Raw genomic sequence first — 13,463 nt, 5'->3', positions numbered from 1 at the left:
TTTCGTCCCTAGGTACCCGGGGAGCAGGAGGCCAAGATGACCGACGTACGCCGCGCGACCACGGACGACGCGGGGGTGCTCGCCCGGCTGCTGTGGGACTTCAACACCGAGTTCGAGACCGAGGTCGACGACGTCGACGTGCTGGAGGCGCGGTTCGCCCGGATCCTCGTGCTGCCCGGGGTGTTCGCGGTCCTCGCCGAGGACGGCCCCGATGCGGTGGGCTTCGCCCTGGTGACGCTGCGTCCGGCGATCTGGTTCGACGGGCCGGTGTCCCAGCTCGAGGAGCTCTACGTCGTACCCGCGCTGCGCGACCGCGGCATCGGCACGCAGGTGCTCGGCCTCTGCACCGAGCTCGCGCGCGACCAGGGGTCGCCCGAGATGCACATCAACGTCGACGAGGTCGACGTGGACACCCGGCGGTTCTACGAGCGGCACGGCTGGGTGAACATCGAGGAGGGCGCCGACTACCGGATGCTCTGCTACGTCGGACCCACCGGCTGACCGACGGCGAACGATCCGACCTCCTCGCGCAGGCACTCCTCCAGCGCTGCGACGTCGGCGACCGCGCTGGCGTCGACGTTGACCCCGACGCAGGCGGTGTCGCCGACGGTCGTGAGCACGACGGTCAGTGCTGCGCCGGGCAGCGGCCCGAGGACGTACATCCCCTCGACCTGCGCCCCGGCCATGAATCGCTTCCGTGGCGGACCGGGCAGCGTCGTCACGAAGGCGTCGGGCGCGACTGCGAGGCGGAGCGCCCCGGCGCCGACGAACGACGGCGTGCGGTTGATCGCAGGCGCGACCGCGTCGAGCACCTCCAGCGCCCGCTCGGTGTGGAGCGACAGCACCTCGCCGCGGACGGCGGCCACCCGGTCGACCGGGTCGTCGATCGCGAGCGGTCCGGAGATCACCGCGCCGGCGAAGCGGTTGCCGAGGTCGTCGGCGCGGTCGAGCGAGACGCGTACGCCGACGGGGAGCTCGGCCAGCTCGCTGTCACGTCGTCGGTGGTAGCGGGCGAGGCCGCCGAGCACCAGCGCGACCGCGGCGTCGTCGAGCGTCCCGCCACCCTGCTTCGCGACCGCGCGGATGGGCTCGAGCGGGGCGTCGAGGGTGAGGAAGGTCCACCTCTTCCCGGTGCGCGGCGACAGCTCGGGCGAGGCGGGAGCGGCGTGGGTCAGGAGACGGCGCACGGACGCGCCGTAGCGCAGCGCCGACGCCAGCACGGTCTGCGGCCGGGTCGTCGCGAGCCGCCTCGCGGCGTCGAGCGCAGCCTCCGGGAGGGCCGCCACGTCCGTCCGGAGGCCGGTGAGGGCGAGCTCGACCGGGTCGACGGACGTGGGGTCGTCGACCTCGCCGACCGGCTTGCGCGCGGTGTGGGCGCGCTTGCCGGACTGGAGCATCGCGAGCAGCTGCACGGTGCCGAGCGGGTCGGCCAGCACGTGGTGGATCTTGAGGACGTACGCCGCTCCCTCCGGCAGCTCGTAGAGCACCCCCTCCCACAGCGGGCGCGTGCGGTCGAAGGGCCGCAGCGCGAGCTGGGCCGCCTGGGCCAGCATCTCGTCGCGGTCCGCGACCCGCTCGCGGCGGAGGTGGTAGCCGAGGTCGAAGGTCGGGTCGTCGGCCCAGGTCGGCGCGGCGGTCGGGACGACCGGGTCGACGACGCGCTGGCGGAGACGTCGTACGAGCCGGGTGCCCCAGTCGGTCGCAGCGACGAGGCGCTTCCAGTCGGGGGCACGGTCGAGGTCGATCACCACGACGGAGGTCGACGACTGGACCGGGTGGCGCTCGGAGCGCCACATCAGGGTCTCGACGGGCGTCAGGTCGGCACGGGTCGACCAGCCCGCGGCGCCACCCCATCGTTCGAAGTCCTCGGTCGTCACGACGGCCACCTCGCGAGGGTCGCCTCGAACTTCGCGTGCAGCGCGGCGATCCGCTCGGACATGTCGTCTGTGCTCCAGTCGGTCTCGGGCTCGAGGACGCAGACGTCGACGACGCCGGGGTTGAGCACGAGCGAGCTGCGGCCCATCAGCTCGCCGGTGTTGCGGAGCACGACGGGCACGATCGGCACGCCTGCCTGCGCAGCGAGGTGGAACGCGCCCTTGCGGAACGGACCGAGCACGGGCGTCGGCGATCGCGTGCCCTCCGGGAAGATCATCAGCGAGGTACCGCCGCGGATGCGCTCGACGACCCCGTCGAGCGTCGCCCGGGCCGAGCCGGAGTCGGAGCGGTCGATCCAGGCCGGGTCGATCACGACCGAGCCGACGATGGCGCGCGGGTCCCAGCGCGCCTCCTTCTTGGCCACGATCGTGAAGTCGCGCTCGAGCAGCCGCCCCAGGACGGGGATGTCGAGCGAGCTCTGGTGGTTGGCCACGAAGATCGCCGGCCGGTGGGTCCAGAGGCGCTCCTGGTGGAGGACGTCCAGCGTCACTCCGGCGACGGCCATGGGGATCCGGGTGGCGAGCTTGACGGCGAGGTTGCGGCCCTCGCGTCGGTCACCGCGGGCGAGCCCGTAGGCGATGCCTGCCGTCACGCCCGCGTTCATCCCGGCGAGCGCCGCGACGGTGCGTCCGGCGGCGAGGAGCGACCCGCCGACCGGGTCGGTGAGGTCGAGGACCGGCCAGCCGAGGCGGGCCGCCGCGGAGCGGAGGTCGCGGTGCGGGTTGAGCGCGGTCGGGTGGCCGACCGAGGAGAGGAAGGCGACGTCCTCGTAGCCGTTGCCGTAGGCGTAGGACTGCGCGAGGTCGACGTCGTGCGCCTTCGCGAAGCGTCGTACGCCGCTCGCCTTGTGCCGGCCCCACAGCATCGGGCCGTCGGTGGCACCGGTGAACTGGCCGTCCTCGACGACGAGCTGCGTGCAGACCAGGTGCTCGACGCCGAGGTCCCGCGCGACGGGCCGGACCTGGTACGACGTCGCGGCCGAGGCGACCGCGACCGTGTGGCCGGCCCGCTGGTGCGCGGCGACGAGGGCGCGCGACTCGCGCCGGACGGTGCCGGCGATCTTGGAGCGGAAGAGCCGCTCACCGAGGTCGGCGAAGGCCTCCTCGGACTCGCCGCGCATCGCGGAGAACGCGACGTGGGCGATCTTCGTCGGGTCGCCACCGAGCTCGCCGTCGACGGCGGTGACGACGGTGCGGACGAACTCGGCCGGCGAGACCTCGCGGCCCTTGAGCCGGTCTCCGTAGAAGGTGGCGGCGGTGTAGCCCGCGACGAGGGTGCCGTCGAGGTCGAAGAAGGCGCCGACGGACGGGCCCTGCGGTCCCGCCTCGATCGCCTCGATCGCCGCCCGGACCTCCGCGGACAGGCCGCTCATCCGGGGTCCCCGCGGCGGGGCGCAGGAGAGCATCGTCGCCGGGTGGTCACACGGTCTCCTGCCGGCGCGGCTGGGGGACGATCGAGGGAGCCACGTCGGCGGCGATCTCGCCGATGATGTTGACCCGGCGGACCGAGTCGCGGAGCTCGGCGGCGAACGCCTCGCGCGCGGTGCCGACACCGTCGGCACCCTCGAGCAGCCCGCGGTGGCGGGCGAGCGCGAGCGCGGTGCGGAAGAGCTCGAGCGAGATGGACTCGAAGCTCGCGACCCGCCGCTGGAGCGCCCACTGCCGGCCGACCGCGAGGGCGTCGGCGAGCAGGTCGTCCTCGTCGACCGCCGCGTCGCCGCGGTCGGCGAGGCGGTCGGCGACGACGAGGTAGGCGTCGAGGAACGGACGCAGCACGAGGTGGGCGAGGTGCGGCCGGGCGGTGACCAGCAGCTCGCGGGCGCGCACGGGCGTGAGCCGGGTGACGTCCTCGCCCACCAGCAGCTCGAGCTCGGTGCGCAGGTCGTCCTCGAAGCCGGCACGGGCCGGGAAGAAGAACTCGAACTTGAGCAGGTCGCGCATCCGCTTGGCCTCGTCCCAGCCCACCTGCAGCTCGCCGCCCTCTGGCAGCTCGGCGTCCGGGCCCAGCTCGCTGACCGTGAGCAGCGACAGCTCACCGATCGCGCGCTCGACGAGGATGTGGATGACGGTGTTGCGGTAGAACGCGGCGACCAGGTGCTTGTCGTCGGCGATCGTCCAGACCGGCTCGGTGCCCTGGTCGTACGCCGTCAGCACCTCGCTGCGGGTCAGCTCGGTGAGCGCACGGCGGATCGTCGAGCGGTCCCGGAGGTCGGCGGCGCCGGCGACGGGCCAGCGGCGGGCCTCGATGTAGGTGGCGAGCGGCTCGACGGTGTCGAGCACCTCGTCGACGGTCAGCGCCCGGTCGGCGCCGAGGAGCGCGAGGCTGACGATCGCGGTGACGGTCACGGGCGTGGCGCGGTTGAGCCGGTGCGAGATGTCGAGCGCGACGCGCTCGACCGCGGCGTGCCCGGTGACACCGTCGGCGGCGAGCTCGCCCATCCGCTCCTTCAGCGAGAACGGCTCACCGACGGTGAGGTAGGCCCGGCCGAGCCGGTTGCGCTGGAGCCGGGCGAACTTCACCAGCCAGCGCCAGTCCTCCGGCGTCTTGCTGGCGCCCCGCGCCTCCTCGGTCATCAGCGTGACCTCGTGGAGCTGGTCGTAGACGACCGAGACCGGGACGACCTGCACGTCAGGGGCGTCGGCCCCGTCCACCGTGTCGGTGAGGTACTTCAGGATCCCGTGCACCGGCGGCCGGAGCTTGCCGGTGCGGGTGCGACCGCCCTCGATGGACCAGGCGAGGTTGCGCTTGTTGGTCACCATCTGGCGGATGTAGGACCTCAGCGCGAGCCGGTAGACCGGGATCTCCTGGGTGGCCCGCCGGATGAAGATGACGCCCGTCCGGCTGGCCACCGAGCCGATGAGCGGCAGGTTGAGGTTGGCCCCGCCGAAGGTGTAGGTCGGAGAGAACCGCCGCGCCATCAGCACGTTGGGGATGACCATGCCGTCGAGGTAGGACCGGTGGCTGAAGGCGAGGGCGAGGGAGTGCGTCCGGTCGACCTTGCGGAGCTGCTGCACCTGGTCCTCGTCCACCAGGACGTCGTACGCCCTGAGGAACCACTCGCCCATCCGCGCCCAGCCCTGCGAGGCACGGTCGTCGTGCGCCGCCGACATCTCGTGGAGGTAGCCCTCGACCTCCTCGAGGACCTCCGACTCGCTGCGGTCCTGGCTGGCGGCCTGCTCCTTCACGGCGGCCAGGAAACGCTCGTCGCTCAGCAGCTCGCCGACCTCCTGCGGCGGCGCGGCCGGCAGGCGCTCCCCGACCGCCCGGGGCAGCGCTGCGCGGGCGACCTCACGGATTCGACGTACGGCAGCCATGGGCGAAAGTTACCGGCGTCACACTCGTCTGGCCACGGGATCGGTCCATTGCTGGACGAACCTTGAGGACCGCCGCCGGTTTCGGCCTCGCCCGGTCCCTCCGGTAATGTTCCGCGCGGTGGCGTGTCCGAGCGGCCGAAGGTGCAACACTCGAAATGTTGTGTGGGGTCAAACCCACCGTGGGTTCAAATCCCACCGCCACCGCCAGCCGATCGGGCCGGTCCCTCACGGGGCCGGCCCGATCGTCCTCTCGTCACTGCACCACGCCCTGCGCCAGCGTCGCCGTGCCCGACTGCTGGGCGCCTGAGCTGTCGGTCCAGGTCACCGTCACCTTCTCGCCCGCGTCGCGGGCGCCGATCAGGTCGCCGAGCTCCTCGGCCGTGGTGACCGGGGTGCCGTCGACCGCCGTGACCAGGTCTCCGGCCTCGAGCCCCAGCGAGGCGGCGGGACTGTCGGTGACGACGCCCGCGACCGTGGGGCCGGAGGTGGTGTCGGCGGTCGTGATCCCGAGCATCCCGCCCTGGCCGATGACGATGCTGCCGCCCTCGTCGCCGTCGAGGATCCGGTCGGCGATCCGCAGCACGCGCGCGATCGGGATGACGTAGCCGGTGATGTCGGCCGTGCCGCTGGAGGCGGCGACGTTCATGCCGACGACGTCGCCGTCCGCGTCGAGCAGCGCACCGCCGGAGTCGCCGCCGATGATGTCGGCGTCGATCTCGATCAGCCTCGCCAGCTCGGTCGACTCCCCGGTCTGCTCGTCCGCGACGTCGATGCTCGTGCGCAGCGCGGTCACCGTGCCGGCGGCCGCGGTGAGGTCGCCGCCGTCACCGCCCGCGTCGCCGACGGCGGTCACCGCGTCGCCGACCGAGACGTCGGTGTCGGTGGTGACGGGCGTCAGGGCGGACGCGTCGTCGAGCCGCAGCACCGCGATGTCGCGGGCGGAGTCGGTCCCGACCACCGTGGCGTCGTACGTCTCCCCCGTCGTCGCGACGGTGACCTCGACGGTCGTCGCGCCCTCGACCACGTGGTGGTTGGTGACGATCGTGTCGCTGTCGACGACGATCCCGCTGCCGGCGGCCGTGCCCTGGTCGTAGCCCAGCGTCGAGGTGACGAGGACCAGCCCGGCCGACTGCTCGGCGGTCGCCGTGGAGACGTCGAGCCCGGCGGTCGTGGTCGCGGTCGTCGCACCCGGCACCGACCAGCCCCCGCCGTAGGAGCGGCCGTACGGGTCGCCGCCCCGGCCGGCGTACGGCCACGTGCTGTCGGCCTGTACGACGTCCGGGTGCCGTGGCGCGGCAGCCGCGGCGGGCATCGCGACCCCGGTCACCGTGAGGAGCGAGGCGGCGGCGATGGCGGCGCCGCGCCGGCGCCAGCTGCGGGGGGTGGTGGACGTGGTCATGACGGCTCCTCGGGTCGGCCTCAGGTCGGTGTGGACCTGAGCCTGATCAGCCCGCTTGTGCGGTTGCTGTGGAGGAGCCAGCGGCCCGCCATGAGCCCTGAATCGAGGAGCTGTGCACCCGAGTCTCCCGGTTGTCGGCCTGGATCTGGGCCGACAACCGGGGTGGTCCCCGGATATCCGGTGACTCCAGGGAGGGACCCGACCAGACGTCAGGCCGGGTCGGTCACGTCCGCGACCTTGGCACCAAAGTGGCGTACGACGTCGTCGGCCGCGAGCGTCGCGGCGACCCCGTGCCCGCCGGCCCCGAGGGAGATCGTCCGGCCGACGATGCGCTCGTCGGCGACGACCGGGAGGTCGCCGCGGGCGCCGAACGGGGTGATCGTGCCGCGCTCGTAGCCGGTGACCTCGCGCGCCGCCTCGGCGTCGGGCATGGAGATCCGGTTGACGCCGAGCAGCGCGCGGAGCTTGGGCCAGGAGATCTGACGATCGCCCGGCACCAGGACGAGCAGGTGGTCACCCTCGCCACGCCGCACGACCATCGTCTTCACGATCGCCGACGGGTCCACCCCGCGGATCGCGGCTGCCTCGGCCAGCGACCCGACCCGCCCGTGCCGGGTGATGGTGTGCGCGATCCCGGACTCGGTCAGGGCGGTCGTCGCGGGGGTCTCCTCGTCCACGGCTCGACCCTACGGCGCCCGCGGAGCCGATACCTGAGGACGTGGCGTACGGAGACGAGGTCGTCCGACGTCCACCACGTCCTCAGCTATCGGGCCCCTCCATTTGCACTGAGTGCAACACTGGTCCGGTGACCGCCACCGACGACGACCCCGGGACCCAGCGCGACCAGCGCCACCGGGCGATCGTCGACGCCGCCCGGTCCCTGGCGACCGAGCACGGCGCGCACGGCTTCACCGTCGACCGGGTCGCGGAGGTGGCGGGCGTCTCGCGGCGGACCGTCTTCAACCACTTCACCGGCGTCGACCAGCTGCTCGTCGCGGTGTGCGAGGAGGTGCTGACCGAGGTCACGACCGAGCTCCTCGACGGGGTCGACCGGCTCACGGCCGACCTGCCCGCGGGAGCGGAGGGCCACCACCGCGCGCTCGACGCGCTCGGGGAGGCGGCTCGCGAGGTCGACCTGGCCGCCGCGATCGTCACGATCAACCACGTGCTCGGCGAGCCGGGACCGCAGGACGTACGGGCCGCGGGCATCTCCCGCTCCGCCTTCGAGCTCGTCGGCAGCCGCCTGCGCGAACGGCTCCTGGCCCGCGCTCCCGGCCTCGACCCGCTGGACCTCGAGCTCACCCTCTGCCTGCTCACCAACGGCCTGGCCCTGATCGCCGGGTACTGGTTGCAGCACCACCCCTCGATGACGTACGACGTCCCGCCCGGCGCCCGCACCGACTGGGACGTGCTGCTCGACCGCCTCCTCCACCGCCTCCGCGTCGGCCACGCCGGCGCCACCACCACGACCCCCGAAAGGCCGGCCCCGCATGGCTGAGCTCCTCTACCGCCTCGGTCGCTTCGCGGCCCGCCGCCACTGGACGGTCGTCGGCGCCTGGCTGGCACTGCTGGTGCTCACCGCGGTGACGTACGTGTCGTTCGCCGGCGCGCTGTCGTCGTCGATCACGCTGCCCGACACCCCGACGACGCGGGTCTCCCAGCAGCTCGAGGACGACTTCGAGGGCACCGGCGGCGGCAACGGCGCGCTGGTCGCCGAGACCACGGACGGCTCGGCCTTCACCGACGAGCAGAAGACCCGGCTCGGCGAGCTCTTCGACCGGGTCGCGAAGTCCGACGAGGTCGCCGACGTCACCGACCCGTTCGAGACGCAGCAGCAGCTCGACGACTCGGCCCAGCAGGTGGCCGACGGCGAGCAGCAGCTGACCGACGGGATCGCCCAGCTCGACGCCGCGCAGGCACAGATCGACGCCGGACGCACGGCCCTCGAGGAGCAGCGGGAGCAGGCCCGCGAGAGCGGCACCCTCGCCGCCGTCCGCGACCAGCTCGCGGCCGCGGAGCAGCAGCTCGACGACGGTCAGGCCCAGATCGACCGCAACCGCGCGAAGATCGACGAGCAGTCGCCCCAGCTCGAGCTCGGCAAGACCCTCTCCGACCTCTCCTCGCCCTACCGGTCCGTGTCCGAGGACGGCTCGGCCGCGGTGGCCAACGTGGTCTTCCAGGTCGCGACCAACGAGGTCAGCGCCGAGGCCAAGACCGCGATCGAGGACCTGGTCGCCGACGCCGGCATCGACGGCGTACGCGTCCTCCCCTCGCAGGAGATCGCCCAGACCGTCCCGTCGATCCTCGGCCCGGGCGAGATCGCCGGCGTGGTGATCGCCGCGATCGTGCTGGCGGTCATGCTCGGCACGCTCGTCGGCGCCGCACTGCCGCTCCTCACGGCGCTGCTCGGCGTCGGGGTCGCCTCGCTCGGCTCGCTGTCGCTGTCGGGCATCGTGGACTTCGTGTCGGTCACGCCGGTGCTCGGCGTGATGCTCGGCCTCGCGGTCGGCATCGACTACTCGCTCTTCATCATCAACCGGCACCGCCGCCAGCTGAAGCAGGGCGCCGCCCTCCACGAGTCGATCGGGCTCGCCAACGGCACCTCCGGCAACGCGGTCGTCTTCGCCGGGATCACCGTCATCGTCGCCCTGCTCGCGCTGAACATCACCGGCATCGGCTTCCTCGGCCTGATGGGCACCGTCGGCGCCGTCGCCGTGCTCGTCGCGATCCTGATGGCGGTCACCCTCACCCCGGCGATCCTGTCGCTGGTGGGCATGCGGATCCTGCGCAAGAAGGAGCGGGCCGCCCACGTCGCCGGCGTCCGTGCCGACGACGACGCCGTCACCGAGCGCGACCGGCCGATGAGCACCACCCGCGCGTGGGGGGTGCTCGGGTTCGGCATCGCCGCCCTCCTGGCCGTCGCCGCGCCCGCCACGCAGATGCGCCTCGGCCTGCCAGACGGCGCGACCCAGCCGCCGGACTCGGCCGCCTACCAGGCCTACGAGGTGCAGGCCGAGAAGTTCGGCGACGGGTTCAATGGCCCGCTGCTCGTCGTGGCCGACCTCCCCCAGCCGATCGCGCAGGACGAGGTCCTCGCGGCGCAGGCGGCCGTCGGGAGCGCGATGGGCGAGCTCGGCGACGTGGTCGCCGTGGTGCCGATCGGCGCCTCGAAGGACCGCGACGCGCTCGCCTTCCAGGTGATCCCGGACCGGTGGCCGTCCAGCGAGTCGACCGAGGCACTGGTCCACGACCTGCGCGACCTGACGCCGGTGACCGACGGCGGCGTGGCGACCCTCGGCGTCGCCGGCAACGCCAGCGCCAACATCGACATCTCCGAGCAGCTCTCCGGCGTGCTCCCGCTCTACCTCGTGCTGGTCGTCGGGCTCTCGCTGTTGATCCTGGTGGTGGTGTTCCGCTCGATCCTGGTGCCGCTCACGGCGACGCTCGGCTTCGTGCTCTCGCTGCTCGCGGCCTTCGGCGGGATCACCGCGATCTTCCAGCTCGGTTTCCTCTCCGACCTGTTCGGCGTCCACGAGCCCGGTCCGGTGCTGAGCTTCCTGCCGATCATCGCGACCGGGATCCTCTTCGGCCTGGCGATGGACTACCAGCTCTTCCTCGTGTCGGGGATGCGCGAGTCGTACGCCCACGGCGCGCCTGCGCGCGTCGCCGTCCAGCACGGCCTCCACGCCGGCCGGTCGGTCGTGACGGCGGCCGCGATCATCATGATCTCGGTCTTCGCGGGCTTCGTCTTCTCCCACGACTCGACCATCAAGCCGATCGGCTTCGGGCTGGCGTTCGGCGTGCTGCTCGACGCCTTCGTGGTCCGGATGCTGCTCATCCCGGCCGCGATGCACCTGCTCGGCGACCGGGCGTGGTGGCTGCCCGGCTGGCTCGACCGGATCCTGCCCGACGTGGACGTGGAGGGCGCGAAGCTCGAGCGGTCACACCCGGCGGCCGCCGACTAGTACCAGCCGAGCTCGTGGAGCCGCTCGTCCGAGAGCCCGAACGCGTGCCCGACCTCGTGGCCGAGCACCTTCAGCACCCGCGCCGGTACGTCGTCCGCGTCGCGGCAGGTGGCCAGGATCGGCAGCCGATAGAGGGTGATCGTGTCCGGCATCGATCCGGGCGGGCGGCCGCCGTAGCGCGTGCGCGGGACACCGCGGTAGAGGCCCAGCAGGGTCCGGCCGGGCCCGACCATCTCGGCGGGCGGCAGGTCCTCGACGGTGATCACGATGTCCTCGACGAAGTGCTCGACCCACTCGGGGAGCTCGTCGATCGCGTCGCGGACGAGCTCGTCGAACGCCTCTGCCGTGACCAGCTCCTCCACGTCGCGAGCCTACGACCGCCCACCTCGGCCAGACTGTCCCCGTGACCGACACCCCGCGCCCCGTGCTGACCTGGCTCACCGACATGGACGGCGTCCTCGTCCGCGAGGAGGAACCGATCCCGGGCGCCAAGGAGTTCATCGCCGCGCTCCGCGACCAGGACATCCCGTTCCTGGTCCTCACCAACAACTCGATCTTCACCCCGCGCGACCTGCGGGTGCGCCTGCTCCGCAGCAGCGGCATCGACGTGCCGGAGGACCGGATCTGGACCTCGGCGCTCGCGACCGCGCAGTTCCTCGACGACCAGCGTCCGGGAGGGTCGGCGTACGTCGTGGGCGAGTCGGGCCTCACCGCCGCGGTGCACGACATCGGCTACGTGATGACCGACCGCGACCCCGACTACGTCGTCCTCGGCGAGACCCGGACCTACTCCTTCGAGGCGATCACCCGGGCCATCCGCCTCGTCAACGACGGCGCACGGTTCATCGCGACGAACCCCGACCCGAGCGGACCCAGCGCACAGGGCATGCTGCCCGCCACCGGGTCGGTGGCCGCGCTGATCAGCACCGCGACAGGACGCCAGCCGTACTTCATCGGCAAGCCCAACCCGCTCATGATGCGCAGCGCGCTCAACCGGCTCGAGGCGCACTCCGAGACCACCGTGATGATCGGCGATCGGATGGACACCGACATCATCAGCGGCCTCGAGGCCGGCCTCCGCACGATCCTCGTCGCGACCGGCGCCACCGAGCGGCACCAGGTGGAGAACTTCCCCTACCGCCCGACCCGCGTCGTCGACTCGATCGCCGACGTGGTCTCGCTCGTGCACGAGTTCTTCCGCCCGGACGACGTCTGACCCGCCCCGCTGTAACGCCGGGTTGGTTGCTGTACCCACCCTGCTGCAGAGGGGTGGGTACAAGCAGCAACACGGCGTTACAGCGGCCGGCCCGACTCAGCTGTCGGGTTCAGCTGCGGTACGGCGTCAGCAGCTGGTCGACCGGCGCGAAGTCGTCGGTGAGGAGCGGCGCGTCGCCGAACCACGCGGCCAGGTCGTCGCCCGACAGCGACGCCCACGCCAGCTCGCGCTCCCCCATGCGCGCCCTGACCGGGGGCAGCTGGACGGGCTGCTGCGAGGCGACCACCACGAGGTTGCCGCCGCCGGTGCCTGCGAGCACCTCGGGCGCGGCCAGCAGGGCCACCTCATCGAACACCTCGGCCGTCGTGCGGACGTAGGCGCGGGCGAAGGCGAGCGGCGCGTTGTCGATGACGTTGGCGACGTAGACGCCGTCGTCGCCGAGCGCGCGCTCGATCCCGGCCAGCGCCTCCTCGGTCGCGAGGTGCCACGGCACGCTGATCCCGCCGAAGGCGTCTCCGACGACGAGGTCGCGGCTCCCGGGCTCGAGGTCGTCGAGGGCCAGGCGGCCGTCCTCGATGCGTACGTCGGTGCGCGCGGGGAAGTCGTCGCCCAGGAGCTCGCGGTCGACCTCCACCACGCCGCCGTCGATCTCGGAGACGAGGTTGTCGGAGCCGGGCCGGGTCGCGGCGACGTACCGCGGCAGCGTCAGCCCGCCGGCGCCGAGGTAGTAGGCCTCCAGCGGATCCCCCTCGGGGAAGGCGGTGTCGACGACCGAGGCCATCGCCTGCACGTAGGCGAACTCGAGCCAGGTCGGGTTGTCGTCGACGTAGGAGTGCCGGAGGCCGTCGAGCACGAGGACCTGGCCGCTCGCGCGCAGCGGGTCGGCGTCGACGGCGAGGCAGTGGTACGTCGTCTCGGTGTCGCAGCCGCTCGGCGCGGCCACCGCACCGAGGGCGCCGAGCGCGACCACCGCTGCGGTCACGAGGTCGCCACGTCCGCGCCGGCCGGCGACCTGCACCAGCACCGACGTGACGAGCAGCGCGACGCCGAGGCCGACGAGGATCCCGCTGACGGGCACCCGCGAGATCAGCACGAAGCCGGTGACGACGGTGCCGAAGATCGCGCCCACGGTGCCGATGCCCGAGAGGTGCCCGACGACCGAGCCGGTCTCGTCGAGGCTCCGCAACCGCAGCTTGATGACCACCGGGCTGACCGCGGAGAGCAGCGCGCCGGGCACGAGGATCGACAAGGTGGCGGCGATCAGGAGCAGGCCGGGGTTGTCGCCGGCCGCCGATGCGCGCACGACGTAGGGCGTCACGGCGACCGCGGCGCCCGAGATCCCGAGCAGGGGGCCGAGGAGGTGTCGCGGCGGCAGCCGGTCGGCGGCCGACCCGCCGGCCCAGGTGCCGGCGGCGATCGCGGTGAGGGCGAGCCCGATGACCATCGTGTTGGTCTCGAGGGTCAGTCCGTAGTGGGGCGCCAGCAACCGCAGGGCGACCAGCTCGACGACCAGCACGGCGGCCGACGACCCGAAGACCAGCGCTGCCGCGGCCCACGCCCCGATGCCGTACGCCATCTCCTGCCGCTCCTGGCTCACGCCGCCGATCCTGTCAGCCGAGCGCGCGCACCGACGA

Annotated in this window: 11 protein-coding genes and 1 tRNA gene; 5 read left to right on the top strand and 7 right to left on the bottom strand. The window is 72.8% G+C overall.

What is annotated here, in order from left to right; genetic code table 11:
- The first annotated feature begins 36 nt into the window (after positions 1–36).
- Entirely contained in the window at positions 37–501 is a 465-nt protein-coding gene (locus tag EUA93_RS07420; protein WP_129399538.1) for a GNAT family N-acetyltransferase, read from the top strand.
- Here EUA93_RS07420 and EUA93_RS07415 read toward each other — a convergent pair.
- Genes EUA93_RS07415 through EUA93_RS07405 form a run of 3 tightly spaced genes read right to left on the bottom strand, consistent with a single transcriptional unit; the run spans position 480 to position 5,249 of the window.
- Positions 480–1,877 (bottom strand): wax ester/triacylglycerol synthase domain-containing protein, encoded by a 1,398-nt coding sequence (locus tag EUA93_RS07415; protein ID WP_129399537.1) that lies wholly within the window; start codon positions 1,875–1,877, stop codon positions 480–482. The two genes, EUA93_RS07420 and EUA93_RS07415, sit on opposite strands and share 22 nt — an antisense overlap.
- A complete protein-coding gene (locus EUA93_RS07410) occupies positions 1,874–3,307 on the bottom strand; it encodes an HAD-IB family hydrolase (protein WP_165355088.1) in 1,434 nt (477 codons plus the stop codon). The genes EUA93_RS07415 and EUA93_RS07410 overlap by 4 nt, the downstream gene beginning before the upstream one ends.
- A 46-nt stretch (positions 3,308–3,353) precedes the next feature.
- Positions 3,354–5,249, bottom strand: coding sequence for a lysophospholipid acyltransferase (locus EUA93_RS07405; RefSeq protein ID WP_129399535.1), 1,896 nt, complete (start codon positions 5,247–5,249; stop codon positions 3,354–3,356).
- A gap of 117 nt (positions 5,250–5,366) precedes the next feature.
- Here EUA93_RS07405 and EUA93_RS07400 point away from each other — a divergent pair.
- Positions 5,367–5,456: transfer RNA gene (locus EUA93_RS07400), tRNA-Ser, on the top strand.
- Positions 5,457–5,502: 46 nt separating this feature from the next.
- Here EUA93_RS07400 and EUA93_RS07395 read toward each other — a convergent pair.
- Together EUA93_RS07395 and EUA93_RS07390 are read right to left on the bottom strand one after the other, a co-directional pair.
- The gene (locus tag EUA93_RS07395; protein ID WP_129399534.1) at positions 5,503–6,648 is read right to left on the bottom strand and encodes a S1C family serine protease; all 1,146 of its coding nucleotides are present in this window, start codon (positions 6,646–6,648) and stop codon (positions 5,503–5,505) included.
- Between the two features lie 209 nt (positions 6,649–6,857).
- The gene (locus tag EUA93_RS07390; RefSeq protein ID WP_129399533.1) at positions 6,858–7,325 is read right to left on the bottom strand and encodes an aminoacyl-tRNA deacylase; all 468 of its coding nucleotides are present in this window, start codon (positions 7,323–7,325) and stop codon (positions 6,858–6,860) included.
- Positions 7,326–7,453: 128 nt separating this feature from the next.
- On the opposite strand from EUA93_RS07390, the gene EUA93_RS07385 reads away from it, so the two are divergent.
- Together EUA93_RS07385 and EUA93_RS07380 are read left to right on the top strand one after the other, a co-directional pair.
- Positions 7,454–8,146: a TetR/AcrR family transcriptional regulator gene (locus EUA93_RS07385; protein ID WP_129399532.1), complete on the top strand. Its 693-nt coding sequence runs from the start codon at positions 7,454–7,456 to the stop codon at positions 8,144–8,146.
- Positions 8,139–10,613 carry an MMPL family transporter gene (locus EUA93_RS07380; RefSeq protein WP_129399531.1) on the top strand — a complete coding sequence of 825 codons (2,475 nt, stop codon included), beginning with the start codon at positions 8,139–8,141 and terminating at the stop codon, positions 10,611–10,613. Before EUA93_RS07385 ends, EUA93_RS07380 begins: the two co-directional genes overlap by 8 nt.
- Here the strand turns inward: EUA93_RS07380 and EUA93_RS07375 are convergent.
- Entirely contained in the window at positions 10,610–10,975 is a 366-nt protein-coding gene (locus EUA93_RS07375; RefSeq protein WP_207208624.1) for a metallopeptidase family protein, read from the bottom strand. The genes EUA93_RS07380 and EUA93_RS07375 overlap by 4 nt on opposite strands.
- An 83-nt stretch (positions 10,976–11,058) precedes the next feature.
- Between EUA93_RS07375 and EUA93_RS07370 the strand changes: the two genes are divergently transcribed.
- Positions 11,059–11,829: an HAD-IIA family hydrolase gene (locus EUA93_RS07370; protein WP_129401135.1), complete on the top strand. Its 771-nt coding sequence runs from the start codon at positions 11,059–11,061 to the stop codon at positions 11,827–11,829.
- A gap of 109 nt (positions 11,830–11,938) precedes the next feature.
- Here EUA93_RS07370 and EUA93_RS07365 read toward each other — a convergent pair whose 3' ends face one another.
- Positions 11,939–13,426, bottom strand: coding sequence for a fused MFS/spermidine synthase (locus EUA93_RS07365; RefSeq protein WP_242497279.1), 1,488 nt, complete (start codon positions 13,424–13,426; stop codon positions 11,939–11,941).
- Between the last annotated feature and the right edge of the window lie 37 nt (positions 13,427–13,463).

The organism is Nocardioides oleivorans (assembly GCF_004137255.1).
GTDB classification, from domain to species: Bacteria; Actinomycetota; Actinomycetes; order Propionibacteriales; family Nocardioidaceae; genus Nocardioides; species Nocardioides oleivorans.
The sequence above is the reverse complement of the archived record's forward strand: the minus strand, read 5'-3'. Positions and strand labels throughout refer to the sequence as shown.

Coding starts and splice junctions, on each gene's coding strand:
- EUA93_RS07420 (WP_129399538.1), top strand. CDS start 37: ATGACCGACGTACGCCGCGCGACCACGGACGACGCGGGGGTGCTCGCC.
- EUA93_RS07410 (WP_165355088.1), bottom strand. CDS start 3,307: ATGAGCGGCCTGTCCGCGGAGGTCCGGGCGGCGATCGAGGCGATCGAG.
- EUA93_RS07405 (WP_129399535.1), bottom strand. CDS start 5,249: ATGGCTGCCGTACGTCGAATCCGTGAGGTCGCCCGCGCAGCGCTGCCC.
- EUA93_RS07395 (WP_129399534.1), bottom strand. CDS start 6,648: ATGACCACGTCCACCACCCCCCGCAGCTGGCGCCGGCGCGGCGCCGCC.
- EUA93_RS07380 (WP_129399531.1), top strand. CDS start 8,139: ATGGCTGAGCTCCTCTACCGCCTCGGTCGCTTCGCGGCCCGCCGCCAC.
- EUA93_RS07370 (WP_129401135.1), top strand. CDS start 11,059: ATGGACGGCGTCCTCGTCCGCGAGGAGGAACCGATCCCGGGCGCCAAG.